The organism is Lysinibacillus sphaericus (genome assembly GCF_001629735.1).
GTDB classification, from domain to species: Bacteria; Bacillota; Bacilli; order Bacillales_A; family Planococcaceae; genus Lysinibacillus; species Lysinibacillus pinottii.
This window is the reverse complement of record NZ_CP015224.1, coordinates 345,894-367,748: the sequence shown is the minus strand read 5'-3', so window position 1 is coordinate 367,748 and position 21,855 is coordinate 345,894. Positions and strand designations below refer to the sequence as shown.

Sequence of the window (21,855 nt, the reverse complement as noted above, 5' to 3'; positions counted from 1 at the left end):
TTATTGTCCCTCCTTTTTCTTGCTCAGCTTCTGTAAGCCTACTCGAATAATATAGCCTGATGCTACGAAGAAGATAATTAACGCGATGATAATCGATACAATTTCTTCTGGAATACCGGCAGCATTTGGCATATTTAATGCACCATATTTTAATGAACCAAAAAGTGATGCCCCGAATACTACGCCAAGTGGTGTATTTGCACCAAGTAAGGCTACGGCGATACCATCGAACCCAATTCCTGTGAAGCCAGGTTTAATGGATGCGTTTTGGAACGTACCTAGAGCTTCCATCGCTCCCCCAAGACCCGCAAACATACCTGAAATAGTCATCGCTAAAATAATGTTTTTGTTAACACTCATACCCGCATAATCTGCAGCGTTTTTGTTGAACCCTACAGCTTTCAGCTCATATCCACGAGTTGTTTTTTCTAAAATGAACCACATAACTACAACCATTAATAGTGCAACAATGATCCCATAGTGAAGACTTGAGTTGTCTGTAAGCTCTCTTAAAAACGGAGAACGTAATGAAGCTGATTCATGAATACGTTCTGTTTTAAAGCTACCATCTGACAATTTTTTAATGACCGCGTTGGCAATATATAACGCAGTATAGTTAAGCATAATTGTCGCAATTACTTCATGCACTTTAAATTTCGCTTTTAAGAAACCTGCAATAAAGGCCCAAAATGCACCTGCTGCTGCTGCTGCAAGTAATGCCAATGGTAAATGAATGACTTTAGGTAGCTCAAATGCATAACCAACCCAAGCTGCAGCTAGCCAACCTAAAATAAGCTGACCTTCAACACCAATATTAAACAGCCCTGTACGGAAGGCAAACGCTACTGCAAGACCTGCCAATATATATGGTGTAATTTGACGAATTGTGTTCCCTATTGAGTATGAATCTCCAAATATACCTGTCCAAAGAGCGATATAACCTTGTACTGGGTCATAGCCACTGACTACCATGACGATAGCCCCTACAATTAAACCGATAATGATAGAGATGATAGGAACGAGTATATTAATGACACGATTTGACATTAGTCGTTCCCCTCCTTCGCATCATGCTTATTATTTTTTTTACTTTGGCCGGCCATTAATAAGCCAAGCTCTTGTTCTGTTGTTTCTTTAGGATTTAATTCATCCACAATTTGACCATCATAAATAACGGCAATGCGATCCGATACATTCATAACCTCATCTAATTCAAAGGAAATTAACAGAACGGCTTTTCCTTTATCGCGTTGCTCAATTAGACGCGAGTGAATAAATTCAATTGCCCCTACGTCCAGACCTCGTGTTGGTAGAGCGGCAATTAATAAATCAGGATTACGGTCAATTTCACGACCAATAATAGCCTTTTGTTGGTTACCACCAGATAATGCACGGGCAGGTGTCATTTCGCCATTCCCTGTACGCACGTCGTATTCTTTAATAATTTGATTAGCTTTCTCTGACACTTTTTTATAGTCCATGACAAAGCCTTTTGCTATAGGAGATTGGTAATACGTTTGTAGCGCAATATTATGACCAATTGGGAAATCTAACACTAGACCATGCTTATGACGGTCTTGCGGAATATGTCCAACGCCTTCTTCTGTAATGCTACGCGGCTTCAAATTTGTAATATTTTTACCGTTTAGTTCGACAGTACCACTTTTAATTTTACGAAGACCTGTAATCGCCTCGATTAATTCTGATTGACCATTTCCATCAATACCTGCTATACCGACAATTTCACCTTTACGAACCTTTAAGTTCAGACCTTTTACCTTATCAATATCACGGTAATCCGTTACAACTAAGTCATGGATCGCAAGTACTTCATCAGTTGGATTCGCATCCGTTTTTTCTGTTTTAAATTCAACTTGTCGGCCAACCATCATTTCAGCTAGCTGATCAGGATTTGTGTCAGCGGTTACAACAGTGCCAATTCCTTCACCTTTACGGATAATCGTTACACGATCGGACACTTCCATAATTTCTTTTAGCTTGTGGGTAATCAAAATAATAGATTTTCCCTCCGCAATGAGACGACGCATAATTTGAATTAATTCCATAATCTCTTGTGGTGTTAAAGAGGCTGTTGGTTCATCAAAGATTAAAATTTCAGCACCACGATATAATGTTTTTAATATTTCAACACGTTGTTGCATACCAACAGTGATGTCTTCAATTTTAGCATTAGGATCAACATCCAAGCCATACTTCTCAGAAAGGGCTTGTACTTTTTTTGCTGCATCTTTTATATTGACAATACCCATTTTAGTTGGCTCGGAGCCTAAAATAATATTTTCTGTTACTGTAAAATTCTCTACCAACATAAAGTGCTGATGCACCATACCAATCCCTAAATCATTGGCAACATTTGGGTTTGTAATTTTCACAGCTTTCCCACGAACGCGAATTTCGCCACCCTCTGGTTGATACAAACCAAAAAGGACGTTCATCAAAGTCGATTTACCTGCACCATTCTCTCCAAGCAATGCATGGATTTCGCCTTGTTTCAGTTGGAGGGTGATATTATTATTCGCCACGAAATTACCGAATTCTTTCCGGATTCCTAGCATTTCAATCACATGTTCCAATATTGTCACTCCCTTAATAGGCACTTTTATAAAGTAATTCCGCCTTAGCGTTTAGTATCTGCCTCTACTATGACTGATGGCACAGATTAGCAATACATCCAGTATTCGAAATGTATATAAACTAGATGACCGTTAGAGCTTTTTTTTGCTACAGTTCACTAATTCTTTAGACCGCTTTCGTTACCAAAGGCTATCTTTTATTTACTGATTAATCCCACCTATAGAGGTAGGTGTTTTGCTAAATTAATACAGGAAAGGTCATCGTTAGAAACCTTTCTTCTATTAACTTGTTACCATCATTATGAAAATCATTAATACTACCTCTAAAAGGTTCATATAAATCTAGTTAAATAGAGAATTGCGAATAATCTAAATATAACGATAGATTGAAAAATCATCATAAGGTCCTTCTTAAAAGTCCCTTATGATGATCAAAAGATGAATTATTTTTCCACTTTTTCTGGAACTTTGATTTCACCCTTAGCAATTTTTTCTTTATATTCATCGATTACTTTTTGTACATCTTCTGGAATTGCACCGCGAGAATCTGCAAGTTTAACCCCATCTTCAGCTAAACCATAAACAAGTGTTTCTCCACCAGGGAAGTCACCGTTTTTCGCTCTGTTTGAAATATCTACTACTGCTGTGTTAACGCCTTTTAACATTGAAGTTAAAGTTACATTTGTTTTATCGTCTACTTTACCTTCTTCGTATTGGTCAGCATCTACACCGATTACCCATACATCCGCATTTGGATCTTTTGCTTTACGTTCTTTTGCTTCTGAGAATACACCATTACCAGTTGCCCCAGCAGCGTGGAAGATTACATCTACACCTGAAGAGTACATGCTGTTAGCAGTGATTTTTCCTAGATCTGCTTTATCAAATGCACCCGTATATTTTACTTGGATATCGATATCTGGATTTACTGCTTTAGCGCCTTCAACAAAACCAGCGTGGAAGCGGTTAATAACTGGAATATCTACGCCACCTACGAAGCCGATTTTACCTGATTTAGACATTTTTGCTGCAGCAACACCAGCTAAGAATGCACCTTCTTGCTCTTTGAACAGTACGTTTACTACGTTGTCTGCTTTAACTTCAGCATCAATCAATGCAAAGTGATTGTCTGGATTTTCAGCTGCTACTGCATCGATTGCATCAGCCATCATGAAACCGATACCATAAACTAAGTTAAAGTCACGACGTACTAAGTTGTTTAAGTTTGTTTCATAGTCAGCATCTGAAGCTGATTGTAGGTAGTCAAAGCCACCATCACCTTTTTTAAGACCGTGTTCTTTTCCGTAAGCTTGAACACCTTCCCATGCAGATTGGTTGAATGATTTGTCATCAACGCCACCTACGTCAGTAACCATTGCTACTGAAAATGATTCTTCTGATGTTTCTCCACCTGAAGCATTATCATTTTCTTTTGCAGGTTTTTCGTCTTTTGTACCACAAGCACCTAAAATTGCGCTTGCCGCTAATACTGATGTTAATACTAAACCAAATTTACGTTTTTTCATTTAATTAACCCCCCAAAGGTATTGTAATTAGCAGGAAAAAAATTTAGAAATGTTCTACACCCGTTTACGAACTACATGGAAGCTGAATTTATCAGCTCGGAAATAATTTTTTGAATAGAGCACTACTTGATCATGGTCATCGTAATGCAACTGCTTTAACACTAAAAGAGCTGTTTCACGTCCACAATTCAAAATCGGTGAAGCTTGTTCATGATACCCAACTGGATCAATATACGTAACCGCATAGGCAACATGAATTTTTCCAGATTGCTCAAGAGCAGAGAACAGTGAAACTTCTTTTTTTTCGACAAAGTCAGTAGGCAGGAAGCTTGCGGGTAGCTTGTCTATACAGTAAACTACTGGCTCACCATCCGCTGTTCTGACACGTTCAATTGTGAGTATTTTATCGTCGCCATCACATTGGAAGCGTTTTAAATCTTCCTCAGAAGGAATGTGCTCAGCCGCTTTTAAAAAACGCGAACCAGGCTCCATACCCGCTGCCTCGATCATAGAAGAAATGCTCGATAAATGCTCGATGCCTGATGTAAACAACGGCTTAGGGTTAACAAAAGTCCCAACCCCATGTCGGCGCACAATCACATTTTCCTCTTCCAACAGTCGAAGTGCTTCTCTAAGTGTTGCTCGACTGACTCCGAGTGATTTCGATAATTCAAATTCTGAAGGCAGCTTTTCATTTTCTTTAAAAATGCCAGCCTCAATGTCAGATTTTAAACGATCGATAACTTGAAGATAGAGATGACGATGATCTGCTTTAATAGTCACATATATCACCACCAAATCAGAGATCAGACATCTGATGTACAACATTCCTACTAATCGTTCATAAATATAACATTTTTGCAGAATGAAATAAACAGTTTTAAATAAAATCTGTTATAGAATTCATTCTTTCTTCAAAATCGTTGCAAATAATGGACAAAAATACAGGAAGGACCATCCATTTACTGTTTAATTGTCGTATTGATGAATAAGTACTTGACGAGGTTTACTGCCCTCAGGAGGCCCTACAATACCGCGTTGTTCCATCTGATCAACAATACGTGCAGCCCTTGAATAACCTATACGAAAGCGACGCTGAAGCATTGACACAGATGCTGTTTGCATACTGACAACTAATTGCACTGCTTCGTCATATAATTCATCGGTTTCCTCTAAAATTGTTTCTTCTTCAGTAGGAATCATCTCCTCTTGATACTGCGCCTTTTGCTGTTCTATAACAAAATTCACAACACCCTCCACCTCTTGATCCGATAAAAAGGCCCCTTGTACCCTTTTTGGTTTCGATGCACCGGCTGGTAAAAATAACATATCTCCGCGACCAAGTAATCGTTCTGCTCCGCCCATATCTAAAATCGTTCTCGAATCAATGGCTGAAGAAACCGCAAATGCAATTCTGGATGGAATATTAGCTTTAATGACACCTGTTAGAACATCTACACTAGGTCTTTGCGTTGCAATAATCAAATGGATTCCAGCTGCACGTGCCATTTGGGCTAAACGGGTAATTGAATCCTCCACATCACTAGATGCGACCATCATTAAATCTGCTAACTCATCTACAATGACTACAATGTAAGGTAGCTTTGGATGCTTTTCATCTGTTTGTTCATTGACCTTTTGAACATGATTATTATAGCCCTCAATATTTCGTGTTCCTGTATGTGAAAACAGGTCATATCGACGTTCCATTTCAGAAACCACTTTTTTCAAGGCTTGAGAAGCTTTTCGTGCATCTGTCACAACAGGCGCCAATAAATGGGGAATACCATTATAAACGTTTAATTCCACCATTTTCGGGTCAATCATCATCAGCTTTACCTCATGAGGTTTTGTACGCATTAGTATGGACACTACGATGCCATTTATACAGACACTTTTCCCACTACCTGTTGAACCCGCTACCAGTAAATGCGGCATTTTATTGAGCTCTGCAAGAACAGCTTGTCCCGTAATATCTCGTCCAAACGCTACTTGCAACAATGCTTCAGGCTTAGCGCCATCCTTCGATTCTAATACTTCTCGTAAAGTGACAATGGCAACCTCACTATTTGGCACTTCAATACCAATCGCCGATTTCCCAGGGATTGGTGCCTCCATACGGATATCCTTAGCAGCCAGTGCTAAAGCTAGATCATCTTGCAAATTAACAATTTTACTTACCTTGACACCAATATCAGGCAAAATTTCATATTTTGTAACAGCCGGCCCCAAATGAACTTGTGTCACCTTTGCCTTTACGCCAAAGCTTTGCAATGTTTGTTCGAGCTTTTTGGCATTCGCCTGGATAACGGAATATTCTCCACTTTGGTCATGTTGGGGTGGTAATTGTAATAGATTATAAGATGGAAGCTGATAGTCTGCATTTTCTACAGTATCTGTCCCTTGCATATGGACCTCATCTATTGCTTCATCCTGTTCATGTTCCACTAAATCTGCCTGATCAAATATGGCTCTTTCCTGAGACACATTTTGTGTAAATGCAGAGATAATTGGCTCATGATGTATTTCTTCTTCTTGCTCAGGCATATCAGTAGTTTGATTGACCGCTGCAACCTCGTCCACACTTTCAGCTCTAGAACGACGATTGCTTGGCTTTTTAGGTGCATTTTTTTTCTTATCTCGATGTTTCTTTTTCCATTTACCAAATAAATCTGGCATTTTCTCTGCCAAATATGGCACCAATGCTTTCCCAGTCACCAAAATCAATCCGATAAAGAAAATAACCCAAGCAACAACCCTCGCCCCTGATGCTTCAAACAGTACATGAAGACCACTAAATAATAGGGCACCAATCATTCCACCACCAAGTGCATTACTGCGATGAATAATTCCCTCGGTATTGATTAAAATTCGCCATGATTCACGTAGAACCGAATCAGATAATAAGCCACCTGATTTTGATAATTGCTCAAATAAAATGCCGTGACTAAAAATGGTTAAGCTCATAATAATAAGGAGCATACCCAAAATTAAGCGGTCTTTCATACCGACCTTTTTACGACCAATCATCATTAATAACGCCACGAATATTAGCATAAATGGAACCGCAAAATGTAAATTACCTAAAAGAAACATTGCGAATGTTTGTAGCGTACGTCCTATCATACCGTATTCAAAAATCATGATGACTGCCAGCGCAATTAAGAGCAGTCCTAGAATTTCATACATAAGGGGAGACATTTCTTTTTTTTCTGTTGTTGCTTTGCTTTTAGTAACCTTTTTTCTTTTACTAACTGCCATCTCTATCACCTTCTTCTGCAATCCATTTTATATATGTAGCGAATCATACCATGTAGAACTCTAACATTCCAAAAAAAGGATTTTCCACCGCAATTGGGAGAAAATCCTTTTCCATTTACTTTTCCTCAAAGCCTTGACGATGAGTCATTTGTATTAATATTCCATAATGATTGGGATAATCATTGGACGACGCTTTGTTTTCTGGAATAGGTACGTATTTAAAGTATCACGAATTTCTTGCTTAATATTCGTCCATTCAAATGTATCTTTCCCGACATATTTTTCAATGACAGTCCTTGCGATGTCCGATGCCTCGACCATTAACTCTTCTGATTCACGAACATATACAAAGCCGCGTGATAAAATTTCTGGACCAGATGCAATTTTCTTTTGGGCACGATTTAATGTAACGACCACAATGAAAATACCATCCTGTGATAATAATTTACGATCACGAAGAACAATATTCCCCACATCGCCAACACCGATCCCATCGATTAAGACATTACCAGCTTGTACACGTCCACTCATGCGCATTTTATTATTTTTATATTCGACAATATCCCCTTTATCAGCGATAAAGATTTGTGATTTTTGCATGCCTAGCTGTTGAGCTAATTTAGAGTGAGCAATCAGCATACGGTATTCCCCTTGAACAGGAATAAAATATTTTGGCTGCATTAAATTTAACATAAGCTTTAAATCTTCTTGACTACCATGACCTGATACGTGCACATTTTTGCTAGAAGTTAGAATTTCAGCACCAGCTTTAGAAATGGAGTTCATCGTATTAGCCATTTGCACTTCCATACCTGGTGAAGGTGTAAATGTAATTAAAACTGTATCACCTTGCTTAATTTTAATATCACGATGATGCTTACGTACGATTTTTTCTAGAGCGTCTAAAGGCTCCCCTTTATTACCTGTTGTAATAATGATAATTTCATCGTCTTGATATTTTTGCATTTCTGAAATTGGAATAATCGTATCTTCTTCTACTGTTAAATAGCCAAGCTGTACACCTAAATCTACAGCCTTTTCTAATGGTTTCCCGACAATCACTACTTTACGGAATGATTTTTGAGCTTGGGCAAATACTTGTTGAATTCTAATAAAATTCGATGCATAAACAGCTACTAAAATACGTCCCGGTGCTGAGTGGAATGTTTTTGATAATTGTTCTTCAATGACAATTTCCGATGTCGTATAACCTGGTCGTTCAGCTTCACAAGACTCAGATAATAGAATAAAGACGCCGTCTTCCCCTAACTGGGCCATTTTCGCTAAATCAGGTTTAAATTTACCTGTCGCCGATTGATCGAATTTGAACTCTCCTGTATGAACAATCGCGCCTTCAGATGTATGGAACACCACCCCTAACGAATCGGGAATACTATGTGTTGTGTGGAAGAATGTTACATACGTTGAGTTAAAATTCATACGACTACGATTTGTTACTTCAAAAAACTTTACCTGATGTGGTGCAGGTAATTCTTTCAAATGTTCCTTTGCTAGAGCAATTGTTAATTTTGAACCATACACTGGTGCTTTTATTTTTTGCAATACATAGGCAATAGAGCCAATTGCATCTTCATGACCGTGTGTTAAGAATATACCTTTCACACGCTCTTTGTTTTCTTCTAAGTACGTAATATCAGGGATTACGATATCTATGCCTAGCATCTCGTCCTCTGGGAACATTAAGCCGCTATCTACTACAAATAGCTCTTCATCAATTTCTACTACGTACATTGCTTTTCCAATTTCGCCCACACCCCCAAGAGGGATGATTCGAATCAATTCATTTTTCTTTTTTGTCAATTTATTTCCTCCTAAAAAATATCCCGAACAGCAACCACTTAACATTTATTATACGGTTTGCTAAGCTTTTGCACAAATTAAAAATACATGTTTCACATCAGAAATATATTTTCTTATCTTTTTCTTATTACTAGTAGATGGAAATACAGATATTGGATTTCTATAGAAATAGAGTTATTAAAGTATTTTTGAGGATGCAATGTTATGAATTTCTCAACTAAAAAACGAGGCTGATTTGAATAATCAGCCTCGTCTATATTTATCTAAAACTTCTCGCTTTTTCTTGATACGTATCCCAAATTTTATCAAAATTTTCCTTCTCTTCATCTGTCATTTCCATCATTGGCAAACGAACATTGAGTGTATCAAAGCCTAGTTTTGTCATCGCATATTTAATAGGTGAAGGGTTTGGTTGAGCGAACAGCGCACGTACAAGAGGTAATAATGCTCGGTGAATTTTGGCTGCTAGCTTATGATTTCCTTCTTCAAACGCTTTAATCATTAATTGCATGTCATTGCCTACTACATGAGCAGCAACGGAAATAACGCCTGCCCCACCTATCGCCATTAGTGGCAATGTTAGGCCATCATCTCCACTGTACACTAAGAAATCATCATCTGGATCAACATTTTCGATAACATCGCCCATCTGATCTAAATTGCCGCTTGCTTCTTTAATCCAAGCGATGTTAGGAATCTTACTTAGTGCAACAGAAGTTTCATAGGCCACATTCACACCAGTACGCCCAGGGACATTATAGAGCATGACTGGTAGACTCGTTTGTTTAGCAATCGTTTCAAAGTGAGCAAAGATTCCACGTTGATTTGGCTTATTGTAGTAAGGAGCTACAAGCATTATGCCGTCTGCTCCATTTTCTTCTGCTTTATGAGTCATTGCTATAGAGTATGCTGTTTCATTGTCCCCTGTACCTGCAATAACTGGCACGCGACCAGCTACCTTTTCTACGGTAAAACGAACAACCTCTATTTTTTCTTCGGTGGACATAGTTGGATTTTCAGAAGTCGTACCACAAGCAACTATACAATCTGTACCATTGTCAATCAAATGATTAATAATACGTTCTAATTCTGGATAATTTATCGTGCCATCATCTTTGAACGGCGTAATCATAGCCGTTCCAATTCGACCTAAATTCATCCTTACACCCCTCTTATAGTAAGTTATCCTCAAGCATTGCTTCTGCAATTTGGATAGAGTTTAATGCAGCGCCTTTTAATAGATTGTCAGAAACGATCCATAGATGGAATCCTTTTTTGTTGTCTAAATCTTGACGGATACGTCCTACAAAAGTAGCGTCCTCCCCTTCTGCATAAATAGGCATTGGGTAAGTTTGTGTTGCAATATCATCTTGTAATACTACACCTGGTGCATTGCGTAATACGTCAAAAATCTCTTGGATTGATGTTTCTTTCTCTACCTCAATATAAACAGACTCTGAGTGACCTGAAACGACCGGCACACGAACGCAAGTAGCAGCAACTTTTAGCTCTGGTGCATGCATAATTTTTTTCGTCTCATTAATCATTTTCATTTCTTCGTATGTAAATCCATTATCTGTGAATTTATCAATTTGTGGAATGACATTACGAGCGATTGGGTAATGGCGCTTATCACTACCAGATGGTAAAATATTTGCTTCTACATCCCTACCTGCTTCCCAGTTTGCGCTTTGTGTTTTTAACTCTTGAATAGCAGAAATACCTGCACCTGAAACCGCCTGATACGTTGAAACCAGCACTTTTGTTAATCCAAATGCTTTACGAATTGGCTCAAGCGCAGCTACCATTTGAATTGTCGAGCAGTTTGGGTTTGCAATAATCCCTTTATGCTTCGCCAGGTCGCCTCGATTCACTTCAGGTACAACAAGTGGTACCTCTGGATCCATTCGGAAATGGCTCGTATTATCAATAACTACTGCACCTCGCTTTGCTGCTTCGGGTGCAAGCACAGCTGATACAGAACCACCAGCTGAGAATAAAGCGACATTGACGCCTTCAAAAGCTTCAGGTGTCGCTTCTTCAATTGTATATGTTTGACCATTAAACTCGATTGATTTCCCTGCTGAACGTGCAGAAGCTAGAAATTTAATGTTCCCTATTGGAAATTTACGTTTGATTAATTGCTCCATCATTTTTGAACCTACTGCTCCTGTTGCTCCAACAACCGCAACTGTTAACTGCTTTGTCATCTGTCATCTCTCCTTGAATACATGTTCCATAATGTGTGCTATTGTATCACAAAAATACTGAAAATTGTGTGTAATCTATGATTTATTTGAAATATTGTATCAACAGCGGTTGTAATTGCTTTTTCTGAGTAATTGCTGCATGAACAGTATCTACCATTCGGTCAAAATCAGCAATAAGGGAATTGGGTTTGGAATGAGGAGAGTCCTGACCAAATGGGATAAAATAAATATTTTTGGCATTTAACAACTTCATTATATTGATACCATTTAAGCCGAGTGCATCATTCGTTGAAATTCCTAAAACTACAGGTGATCCATTACGTAAAGTTGCCTTTGCTGCCATAAGTACAGGGCTATCTGTTGCCGCATTTGCAAACTTACTAATACTATTACCTGTCATTGGAGCAATCACCATAGCATCCAGTGGATTGGATGGGCCAAATGGCTCTGCTTCTTTTATTGAAGAAATAACTTTTTCTCCAGTTAAAGCTTCTATTTTTGCAATCCATTCCTCCCCTGTACCAAAGCGAGTTGCTGCATGTAAAACGGAATGGGTAATGATTGGTATAACTGTAGCACCTACATCCATAAAATTTTGAATTTTAGGTATGACATCTTCATACGTACAATGGGAAGCTGTAATACCTAGGCCAATTCGTTTCCCCGTTAACAATTTTCTTCCTCCTCTATGGCCTTGCACAGAATTTCAGCAGCATTATGTGCAAAGTATTTCCCAGGCAATGATGGCAACAGCACATATGTTTGAAGTTGCTCAGCATCTATATCTAAGCAGCCTGGCTCTGAGGCTAAATCATATAAAACTGCTGGAACATGATCTTTAAACGATTCTGTAATCCATTTAGCTGGAATGGTATTAATAAATGTACCTTCATTAATTGACCATAAACGATCATCTAAGTCCGTAGCTTTATAGCCATATGCTTTAGCTTCACTCACTTGTACAACCGAACGTGCAACAATATGAACATTAGCTCCCATCTTAACAAGTAAAGAAGCGAGCATTTTGGCGATACGTCCGAAACCTGCGATTGTAAAGTTTTGTCCGTAAATACATTTTTGCTCGAGTCCGTAAAACGTGGCGATAAACCCCTCTGCTGTTAATCTAGCATTTTGCCAAATAAACGATTCTTGTTGCAAGTAGCAAAGGGATTCATTTTTTTCTAGCAGATGCTTCCAATGCATAGTTAAACGACCTGTATAGAATTTAACCTGTGATATACCATATAGCTGTTCCACTTCTATTTTTAAAGGAAGGATAGGTAGAATAATTTTATTTGGTTGAAATTCTAAAACAAGCTTATTTAACTCCTCGTTCCAAACTGTCGTTCTTTTATAAAACACTGTTCTCGATGGACTTCTTAACATTGTTGCTAGTTCCTTTAATCTGGAGTCCTCACCGATAACGAGCCATTTTTCGTTTTCCAAAAGCTCACCTCACTGTAAATATTCTGACTGTACTGTAGATGTCTTGTTAAATAAAATTCGATCTTCACCAATTAATATAATTTCGTTCCAAGGGATCATTTCACTAACTTTCATTTTCTTTTTTTGGAAAGGTAATTTATCTTTGACAATTTCAAAACCATGTATTTTTCCTGTTTGCACATCTAATAGGCATTCTGTATGAGCCAGGATGCCAAAATGTACACCGCCCTCAATTTGAATTAACTCTTTATCCACCATCTCAGATAGTAGCATTCCTCATCTCCCTCCTTGAGCCGTTACCTCAATATATGCCGAGTTTTTGTAAATCGTGCCCCCTACCAAAAGTAGGAATATATTGCATTCACACTCCCTTCTGTATGTAGTGTATATACACAGATATGTGAGGTGAGGAGTTTGCATATCCATTTAAGCACTGCCAGTGATAAGCCCATTTATGAGCAAATCACTATCCAGCTCAAAGAAGCCATTCTAGCCAATAAATTCTAAGCAGGTGATTCCCTACCATCCATTCGCGCTTTAGCTAAGGATTTAAAAATATGTGTAATGACTACAAACATGGCTATGCCGATCTAGAACAGGACGGCGGCTTTACTGAAACAGTCGCTGGGAAAGGTAGCTTGTTACAGAACGTAACCAGGATTTCCTACGTGAGGAGCTTTTGAGACAGGTAGAGGAACATGTACAGAAGGCCGTAAGATTAGCGAAAACAGTTGATTTATCAAATGAAGAATTACAAAATTTATTCACTTTCATGTTAGAGGGGGATCAGTAAGAATGTATGCCCTAGCAATCCATGAGTTACAAAAGGATTTGAAGGATTTTCACTAAAAGGTGTAAGTTTTCAGTACCTCCAGGAACGGTAATGTGCTTCGTTGTTAAAAAAGGAATATGGCGATTTATTAATTTTTAACAAAAATCTTGTCGAGCATGAACAATCGATAAAAAAAGACATTGGCGTGGTTTTGGACGAATTACATGCCCTGAAACGCTTATTGCGACTCGGCTCGACAATGAAAAAGGGATTAAATCATGGAATACAGATTATTACTTTGAACGATTTGCTGTTCAGTCATGACCTTTATCCGGTGTCCCCATTTGCGCTCGGATACTGTCCTTGACAGTCGAAGCATATGTAGTTTCTTGATGTTTTGTTACATCTTTTTTAATTTCTTAGTCTGTACCTTTCTCTTCTTGTTCAGCATATCCTACCCGTGCAGGTGATAATGCCAGTGCTCCAACATATAGCTAATTTTCCACATTTTATATTTTCTCGTGAATGGTAATAATTTACAATATTGATTACATGCCTAATTGATACTATAAAAAAAGAGGTGTCTCCATAATCATTTGAGACACCTCTCTTAAGGCTTTACGATGAGGTAATTTTATTCACTTGGTCCAATAATTGAAATAGCTGGCTCTGCCTTCAAAATTTTAGCAATCAATCGATCCACTGAGGCCATAGATACAGCATCTATAGAAGCTAATACCTCGTCTACTGTACGATGTTTACGATGAACGAGCTCACTCGTACCATTACGATTCATACGTGCGCCAGTTCCCTCTAATCCAAGAACAAAGCTACCCTTCAGCTGCTCTTTTGCATTATCAAGCTCTTCTTCTGTGACGCCACCCGCAACAATATCGAGTAAAGTAGCATCAATAGTATGTTGTAGCTGCGCTAATTGTTGACGGCTAGTACTGCCGTATATGGTGAACGCCCCAACATCTGCATAACAGGACTGGTATGAGAAAATGGAATATGCTAGTCCTCTTTCCTCCCGTACTTCTTGAAACAATCGTGAGCTCATATTGCCACCAATAATATTATTTAACGCAATAAAGCTATACATATCAGGGTCCTTTACACCAATAGCTGGGTAGGAAATAGCTAGATGTGCTTGCTCAGTATCTCTAATTTTTGAGATTTCTCCAGGATGAAATGAGGGATTTGTCAGCACAGGTGCAATCGCAACAGAAGAAGGCTGATATTGTCCAAATAATCGTTCAATCGTTGCCATTAGTTGTGGTGAAATATTGCCCGCAATGGAAATAACTACAGACTCAGGACCATAATGCTTAGCCATGTAATGTCGAATCGCCTCTGCAGTAAATGTCTTTAAAGTAGCTGCACTGCCCAATATCGGACGGCCCAGTGCATCATTTGGATACATGACACTCCATAGCTTTTCATGTACATCATCGTCTGGAGCATCTTCACTCATTAAAATTTCCTCTAATACCACCTGCCGTTCTTTTTCTAATTCTTCTTCTGCAAATGTAGAATTAAAAAACATATCAGCCAAAATGGAGACTGCTAGCTCTGCATGATGATCTAAAACTTTTGCATAATAACATGTATTTTCTTTAGATGTAAAGGCATTTAATTCTCCTCCTATCCGATCAAATTCTTCCGCAATTTGACGAGCCGAACGAGTTGCTGTTCCTTTAAACAACATATGCTCTATAAAATGTGTAATACCGTTCTCTTCAGGTAGCTCATAGCGTGAACCCGCATTAACAAAAATACCCAAAGCGACTGATCTTACATGGTTAATTTGCTCTGACACAATACGAACACCATTCTGACATGTATGTACTTGAACCAAAAAATCTCCCCCAACTGTATATTTCTTTATTATGAATAAACTATTTAAAAAGGCTGCGCATTAGACGCAGCCTTTTATCTTTATTATTTTTGTTGTTCAGCGCGTTCTTTTTCCTCTTGTAGTACTACTTTACGAGATAAATTCACACGACCTTGTTTGTCAATTTCAATTACCTTTACTAGTAATTGATCGCCTAGTTTTAAGACGTCTTCCACTTGCTTAGTGCGTTCCTCTTGAATTTCAGAAATGTGAAGCAAGCCATCTTTACCTGGGAAGATTTCACAAAACGCGCCGAATTTTTCAATACGCTTCACTGTCGATAAGTAGTATTCACCTACTTTAGCTTCTCGTACGATATCCTCAATAATTTGTTTTGCACGTGCATTCATTTCTTCATTAGCTGAAGAAATATAGATTGTACCATCTTGTTCTGTATCAATCTTAACGCCCGTTTCTTCAATGATTTTATTAATTTGTTTTCCGCCAGGTCCAATAACATCACGAATTTTATCTGGATTGATTTTAACAATTACGATTTTAGGTGCAAATTCAGATAATTGTTTACGTGGCTCTGCAAGTGTTGCAAGCATTGATTCTAAAATATGCATACGGCCTACTTTAGCCTGTGTCAATGCTTCTTCTAAAATATTGCGAGATAACCCATCGATTTTAATATCCATTTGTAGAGCTGTTACACCTTTAGCTGTACCAGCCACTTTAAAGTCCATATCACCTAGATGATCTTCCATTCCTTGAATATCCGTTAAAATAGAATAATGTTCACCTTTTTTAATAAGGCCCATTGCAATACCTGCAACTGGTGCTTTTAATGGAACACCAGCATCCATCATAGCTAACGTGGATGCACAAATAGAAGCCTGAGAGGTTGAACCATTTGATTCAAGTACTTCTGATACACAACGAATTGTATATGGGAAAACTGATTCATCAGGAATGACTGCTTCCAGTGCACGCTCCCCTAAAGCTCCATGACCAATTTCACGACGACCTGGTCCACGAATTGGTCCTGTTTCACCAACCGAGAATTGAGGGAAGTTATAATGGTGCATAAAGCGTTTTGATTCTTCGACGCCTAAACCGTCAATAATTTGCACATCACCAAGCGCACCTAATGTACAGATAGAAAGTGCTTGAGTTTGTCCACGTGTAAATAGACCTGAACCGTGTGTACGCTGTAATAAGCCTGTTTCAGAAGAAAGTGGTCGAATCTCGTCTAGCTTACGACCATCTGGACGAATTTTATCTTCAGTAATTTGACGACGTACTTCATCTTTTACCATCTTATCAAGAATTGTATAAACCTGCTTCATCGTGTCATCATCGGCTTCTTGCTCTTCATAGGAAGCAATAATACGATCTTTTACAGCTTGAATTGCCTCATCACGAGCATGTTTCTCAGCCGTTTGAATAGCATCATGCATATCAGTCTCACAAGCAGCTTTTATATCCGCTTGAATTGCTTCATCAATTTCAAATAATGTAACTGGTTTCTTTTCTTTTCCTACCTCAGCTACAATTTGCTCTTGGAATGCGATGATTTTTTTAATTTCTTCATGCCCAAACATAATCGCTTCTAACATTACCTCTTCAGGAACTTCAAGTGCGCCTGCTTCAACCATGTTGATAGCGTCTTTGTTCCCTGCTACAGATAAATGAATTGTCGATTGGTTCGATTGTTCCACTGTTGGATTGACAATGAATTCCCCGTCAATATAACCAACTTGTACACCTGCGATTGGTCCATCAAAAGGAATATCAGATATAGCTAATGCTAATGAAGAACCAACCATTGCTGCCATTTCAGACGTACAGTCAGAATCATTTGACATAACCATAGAGATTACTTGAACTTCGTTACGGAAACCATCTGGGAACATCGGACGAATTGGACGGTCGATTAAACGGCTCGCCAATATAGCTTTTTCAGATGGACGCCCTTCACGCTTAATAAAGCCGCCAGGAATTTTACCTGCAGCATATAGACGCTCTTCATAGTTTACTGTTAATGGGAAGAAATCAAGTGGTTTAGGTGATTTTGACATTGTGGCTGTAGATAATACTGACGTATCGCCATAGCGTACTAATACAGCACCGTTTGCTTGTTTTGCTAACTGTCCTACTTCAATTACAAGTGGACGGCCAGCCCATTCATAGGAATAGACTTTCTTTTCGTTCATTCAATGAACCCCTCTCTATTATAAAAACACTTACTTCGTCTGTATGTACTAATTGTAAGTGTACCAAAAATGCTTGTTCTATGCTAAAAAATATTTCATGAAATAATCATACATTTAAATTCAGTTATTGCCAATTTATTTAAGATTTATTTCTATATTTTATTGAAAAAACATTTTTATACTTTTGTTATATGGAATTAATTTAAATTGATTCCTTCCTGACGAAAAGTAATGTATGTAAATAGATATAAATGCTTCTTCACATTATTATTTCAAGTGCAGGCTATACACAATAGATTTATTATAACACGGTACTTGTCATACATCCTACTAGTATAAAGAAAGTTAAGTATGTAGTAAAGTTTAAGTGTGTCAAGAGAAGAAATTTAAAATAAATGCCCCGTCAAAATAGCATTCACGGGGCATTTCGCGTCTTCTTTATGTAAATTATGTCGTTTTAGACACCGGTCGACCTATTTTATCTTTGTTTTTTACTTTTTGGATCATATTGCTGAAAGCTGGTAGGACGAAACGATCCAATCCAAACTTACCGGCATTGAAGCCTGCTGCTGCTATAAAGATAGCAAGTAAAATATCCCAAGGGTTACTTGATATAGTACCTGCCATTAAAAATGCGAAGTTCATAACCATCCCAAAAAATGCAGCATATGTTGTTAAACATCCTAGTATTAATCCCAGGCCGACTAAAAATTCTCCCCATGGAATAAGGAAATTAATAATTTCAGCATTGGGTAAAGCAAATGATTCAATAAACTTTACGTATAGTGGATATGCTAAATCCTCACCGCTCGTTACTGGATTTGCTATAGCATTTGCTAAAAAACCGGATGCATCAAATCCATTCATCAATTTTCCCCAACCGGCTGTTAGCCAATGCCAACCTAGATATATGCGAATAATGGTCAAGATTCCTGCAACAATATTATTCTCTCTTAATATTTTGTTAAACATTCAACTGCACCTTCTCACCATAAATTTTGTTTTTACATTTCACAAGCTGAAGTAAGCTGTTATAGATGGTGGACTGTTATGAATGGCCATTCATTGCTAAATAAAAAACAACCACTATTGATTAGTTCATTGATTCAACTCTATTTCTTTTGTCGCATGGACAACAAAGGTAGATTACCATATAACTAGTTGAATTTGGTTGCGAAATGTGATTAGAATATATCATCCTTTTATTGACTAGAACATGTTTTTTCTAGCTCGTTCACCGGAGCGTAAAAAAGTTATGGCTGATTATCGAACAAAATATAAATAGAGACGAGAAATAAACCATCCTTTTATTCAAAAAAAAAGACTGTAGACAAAACATAAGTTTGTCTACAGTCCGCTGTAATTAGCGACGTAAGCCTAAACGGTTGATTAGTTCACGGTAACGTTGTACGTCAGTTTCACGAAGATATTTTAATAAGTGACGACGACGACCTACCATTTTAAGAAGACCACGCTCAGAGTGGAAATCTTTTTTGTGTGTACGTAAGTGAGTATTTAGAGCATTGATTTCTGCTGTTAATACTGCAACTTGTACTTCTGGTGAACCAGTGTCACTTTCGTGAGTACGGTACTCAGCGATAATTTCGTTTTTACGTTCTTTTGTAATAGCCATTTGTATGGACCTCCTAAGAAAAATTATTTATCCCCATTAGCACAGTAAACGTTGGAGTCTTCGATATACCGAGCTAAGGTTGAGCATTATGCACTTATGAATGTTACCATAAATGATTGAGTCAAGCAAGTAAAAACCGTAGCTCAGTTGACTCTATTGTAAATCGTTAAAATATTGTATAGCTTCTTGTTTATCTTTTTCAATTTGCGTTTTTAAAGCATCAATACCGTCAAATTTTCTTTCGCTTCGTATACGTTTATACCAAGCTACATGTACTTCTTCGCCATAAATATTCTTATCAAAATTTAAAATATGAACCTCAATGGACAATTGCTTATCGTTCGGATCTTTAAACGTTGGTTTGTAGCCTACATTACAGACACCATCATACCAAGCATTTTGGACTAACAGACGGACAGCATAGACCCCACTTGCAGGAATAAAAGTTCCTTCTAAAGCTTGGACATTTGCTGTTGGGAAGCCAATTGTTCGACCACGTTTATCTCCATGTACAACCATTCCGTTTATTTCAAATGGACGCCCTAATAATGTTCTCGCTGCTTCCATATCACCCTCTTGTAAAAGTTGACGAATACGGGTTGAGCTGATTTTCTCCACATCATCCGTCTTCTTCTCAACGATTGTCACACCATAATCCCCATTGCTTAATGCACGCATATCGTCCATTGTACCTTTACCAAATGCCCCAAATGAATAATCGAAGCCAGCTGTCACATGTTGTATATTTAATCCACGAATAAATGTATCAATAAATGCGGCTGGAGATAGTTTAGCAAAATCAGATGTGAAATGGACAACAAACACTGTATCCACGCCTTGTTCCTCAAAAAGCTGCAATTTCTGCTGTAAGAGTGTAATATAGAAAACCTTTTCGTTACGCCCTCCAAGGACTAATGATGGATGCGGGTCAAATGTCATTACTGCGCTTGGAATTTGCCGCTTCTCTCCCTCTTCCTTTGCTGCCTTGATAACTGCCTGATGCCCTCTATGTACACCATCGAAAAAGCCAAGCGCTAATGAATAGGGCTGCATGCTTTCTCTTTGCTGTAATTGATGTGGGTATTTTAAATGAATGACCTCCATTGAAAAATCCTCCTACTCTATCGTCGGAAACATCTTGTGTGGTTTCATCAAGCCTGCCTTTGAAGGGTGAGCTTGATAAACCGCAACTGCCTTTCCATTGATTCCAAAGACAATTTTATCATGTATCTTTAACAATGTATCTGCTGGAAGCACTTGTCCATTAAAAATTTCTTTTTCATTGGCAGAAGTAATCTCAATATATGGATAGTCTGTTAATGCATACTCGACAGGTAAAATACAAGTAGCCACCTGCTCTTCATCCATGAGCTCAGCCACCTGTGCCAGCGTAAAACAGTTATCGCGCGTAAAGGTACCTGAAGCAGTACGTACGAGCTCTTTCATATGGGCTGGATAACCAAGTTCCTCCCCAATTTGGACAGCTAATGTACGGATATAAGTTCCTTTACTACAAGCGATACGAACAGGGAATGTAATCTCCTGTCCCTCGTAGGATTCATTGTCATCGAGAAGTTCTAGAGCATAAATGGTAACTTGGCGAGTCGGTCTTTCAACTGTCTCACCTTTTCGAGCATATTCATAGAGGCGTTTACCATTTACCTTAACAGCAGAAAACATGGGTGGAGTTTGTTCAATAATTCCTGTTAATGAAGCTAAAACCTCTTGTAATTGCTCACGAGAAAACTTTTTAATAGTCTGATCCTGTGCAACCGTTTCGCCCTCTGCATCCTCCGTTGTCGTTGTACGACCAATGGATATAATAGCTTCATAGGTTTTACCTGCATCTGTTAAATATTCTGCAATTCGAGTGGCTTGGCCAATACAAATTGGTAGTACACCCTCCACGCCTGGATCCAATGTCCCTGTATGTCCAACCTTTTTTGTACGTAAAATTTTGCGTAGTTTAAAGACACAATCGTGGCTTGTCATGCCTCTTTCTTTCCAAAGCGGTAAAATACCGTTCATATAAATCCTCCCAAATTGCCTTTAAAATAAATATTGCACCTAGCATAATTGCCAGGACAAAAAACTTCTTCATGAAGATAAAAAGCCTGCCTGCATGAACATGCAAATGGCAGACTTTTATTAGCTTATTCTTTGTGTAAATCTCTTAGCAAAGTATCAATACGATTTCCGTACTCAATCGATGAATCGAATTCAAAGATTAACTCTGGTGTACGTCGTAAACGGATACGTGAACCAATTTCTGATCGAATAAAACCAGAAGCCTTTACTAAAGCTTTAAGCGTTTCCTCGCGTTCACGTTCATTGCCTAAAGATGTGATATAAATAGTCGCTTGCTGTAAATCACCAGTTACCTCAACACCTGTAACAGTAACAAAACCAACACGCGGATCTTTAATTTTACGGCCAAGAATATCACCAAGCTCTTTTTTCATTTGCTCAGCAACACGGTTTGAACGTAGAGACATAATTTGTCACCTCTATTTCAGTACAGATAGTTGGTCTTTTT

The 21,855-nt window shown here is 38.2% G+C and carries 18 protein-coding genes; all 18 read right to left on the bottom strand.

The annotated features are described in order from the left end of the window. The 18 genes from A2J09_RS01700 to rbfA all read right to left on the bottom strand — a co-directional run bounded on the left by A2J09_RS01700 (window position 1) and on the right by rbfA (window position 21,814). The gene (locus A2J09_RS01700; protein ID WP_012293322.1) at window positions 1-1,047 is read right to left on the bottom strand and encodes an ABC transporter permease; all 1,047 of its coding nucleotides are present in this window, start codon (window positions 1,045-1,047) and stop codon (window positions 1-3) included. Then, complete coding sequence (locus tag A2J09_RS01695) at window positions 1,047-2,594, bottom strand: ABC transporter ATP-binding protein (protein WP_031419011.1); 1,548 nt, start codon at window positions 2,592-2,594, stop codon at window positions 1,047-1,049. The genes A2J09_RS01700 and A2J09_RS01695 overlap by 1 nt, the downstream gene beginning before the upstream one ends. Before the next feature lie 443 nt (window positions 2,595-3,037). Then, a complete protein-coding gene (locus tag A2J09_RS01690) occupies window positions 3,038-4,120 on the bottom strand; it encodes a BMP family lipoprotein (RefSeq protein WP_012293320.1) in 1,083 nt (360 codons plus the stop codon). Between the two features lie 54 nt (window positions 4,121-4,174). After that, window positions 4,175-4,903, bottom strand: a complete 729-nt coding sequence (locus A2J09_RS01685; RefSeq protein ID WP_008178950.1) for a GntR family transcriptional regulator — start codon at window positions 4,901-4,903, stop codon at window positions 4,175-4,177. Between the two features lie 186 nt (window positions 4,904-5,089). After that, the gene (locus tag A2J09_RS01680; RefSeq protein WP_031419009.1) at window positions 5,090-7,381 is read right to left on the bottom strand and encodes an FtsK/SpoIIIE family DNA translocase; all 2,292 of its coding nucleotides are present in this window, start codon (window positions 7,379-7,381) and stop codon (window positions 5,090-5,092) included. A gap of 153 nt (window positions 7,382-7,534) precedes the next feature. Next, window positions 7,535-9,202 (bottom strand): ribonuclease J, encoded by a 1,668-nt coding sequence (locus A2J09_RS01675; protein WP_012293318.1) that lies wholly within the window; start codon window positions 9,200-9,202, stop codon window positions 7,535-7,537. A 259-nt stretch (window positions 9,203-9,461) separates the two neighbouring features. Next, window positions 9,462-10,361, bottom strand: coding sequence for a 4-hydroxy-tetrahydrodipicolinate synthase (gene dapA, locus A2J09_RS01670; RefSeq protein WP_012293317.1), 900 nt, complete (start codon window positions 10,359-10,361; stop codon window positions 9,462-9,464). A gap of 13 nt (window positions 10,362-10,374) precedes the next feature. After that, complete coding sequence (locus A2J09_RS01665; RefSeq protein WP_012293316.1) at window positions 10,375-11,412, bottom strand: aspartate-semialdehyde dehydrogenase; 1,038 nt, start codon at window positions 11,410-11,412, stop codon at window positions 10,375-10,377. Window positions 11,413-11,494: 82 nt separating this feature from the next. Further along, window positions 11,495-12,085 (bottom strand): dipicolinate synthase subunit B, encoded by a 591-nt coding sequence (locus A2J09_RS01660; RefSeq protein ID WP_012293315.1) that lies wholly within the window; start codon window positions 12,083-12,085, stop codon window positions 11,495-11,497. Continuing rightward, window positions 12,079-12,858 (bottom strand): NAD(P)-dependent oxidoreductase, encoded by a 780-nt coding sequence (locus tag A2J09_RS01655; protein WP_012293314.1) that lies wholly within the window; start codon window positions 12,856-12,858, stop codon window positions 12,079-12,081. The genes A2J09_RS01660 and A2J09_RS01655 overlap by 7 nt, the downstream gene beginning before the upstream one ends. 9 nt (window positions 12,859-12,867) lie before the next feature. Further along, entirely contained in the window at window positions 12,868-13,131 is a 264-nt protein-coding gene (locus A2J09_RS01650; RefSeq protein WP_012293313.1) for a YlmC/YmxH family sporulation protein, read from the bottom strand. Window positions 13,132-14,264: 1,133 nt separating this feature from the next. Beyond that, entirely contained in the window at window positions 14,265-15,488 is a 1,224-nt protein-coding gene (locus tag A2J09_RS01645) for a M16 family metallopeptidase (protein ID WP_031419006.1), read from the bottom strand. A gap of 83 nt (window positions 15,489-15,571) precedes the next feature. Beyond that, window positions 15,572-17,686, bottom strand: coding sequence for a polyribonucleotide nucleotidyltransferase (gene pnp, locus A2J09_RS01640; RefSeq protein WP_012293310.1), 2,115 nt, complete (start codon window positions 17,684-17,686; stop codon window positions 15,572-15,574). A 447-nt stretch (window positions 17,687-18,133) separates the two neighbouring features. Beyond that, window positions 18,134-18,658, bottom strand: coding sequence for a DoxX family protein (locus A2J09_RS01635; RefSeq protein WP_031419005.1), 525 nt, complete (start codon window positions 18,656-18,658; stop codon window positions 18,134-18,136). Window positions 18,659-19,049: 391 nt separating this feature from the next. Next, on the bottom strand, window positions 19,050-19,319 hold the full coding sequence (gene rpsO / locus A2J09_RS01630) for a 30S ribosomal protein S15 (protein WP_008178982.1): 270 nt from the start codon (window positions 19,317-19,319) through the stop codon (window positions 19,050-19,052). A gap of 153 nt (window positions 19,320-19,472) precedes the next feature. Then, complete coding sequence (gene ribF / locus A2J09_RS01625; RefSeq protein WP_012293307.1) at window positions 19,473-20,423, bottom strand: riboflavin biosynthesis protein RibF; 951 nt, start codon at window positions 20,421-20,423, stop codon at window positions 19,473-19,475. A 12-nt stretch (window positions 20,424-20,435) separates the two neighbouring features. After that, window positions 20,436-21,347 (bottom strand): tRNA pseudouridine(55) synthase TruB, encoded by a 912-nt coding sequence (gene truB, locus A2J09_RS01620; RefSeq protein WP_012293306.1) that lies wholly within the window; start codon window positions 21,345-21,347, stop codon window positions 20,436-20,438. Between the two features lie 125 nt (window positions 21,348-21,472). After that, window positions 21,473-21,814, bottom strand: coding sequence for a 30S ribosome-binding factor RbfA (rbfA, locus tag A2J09_RS01615; RefSeq protein ID WP_012293305.1), 342 nt, complete (start codon window positions 21,812-21,814; stop codon window positions 21,473-21,475). Between the last annotated feature and the right edge of the window lie 41 nt (window positions 21,815-21,855).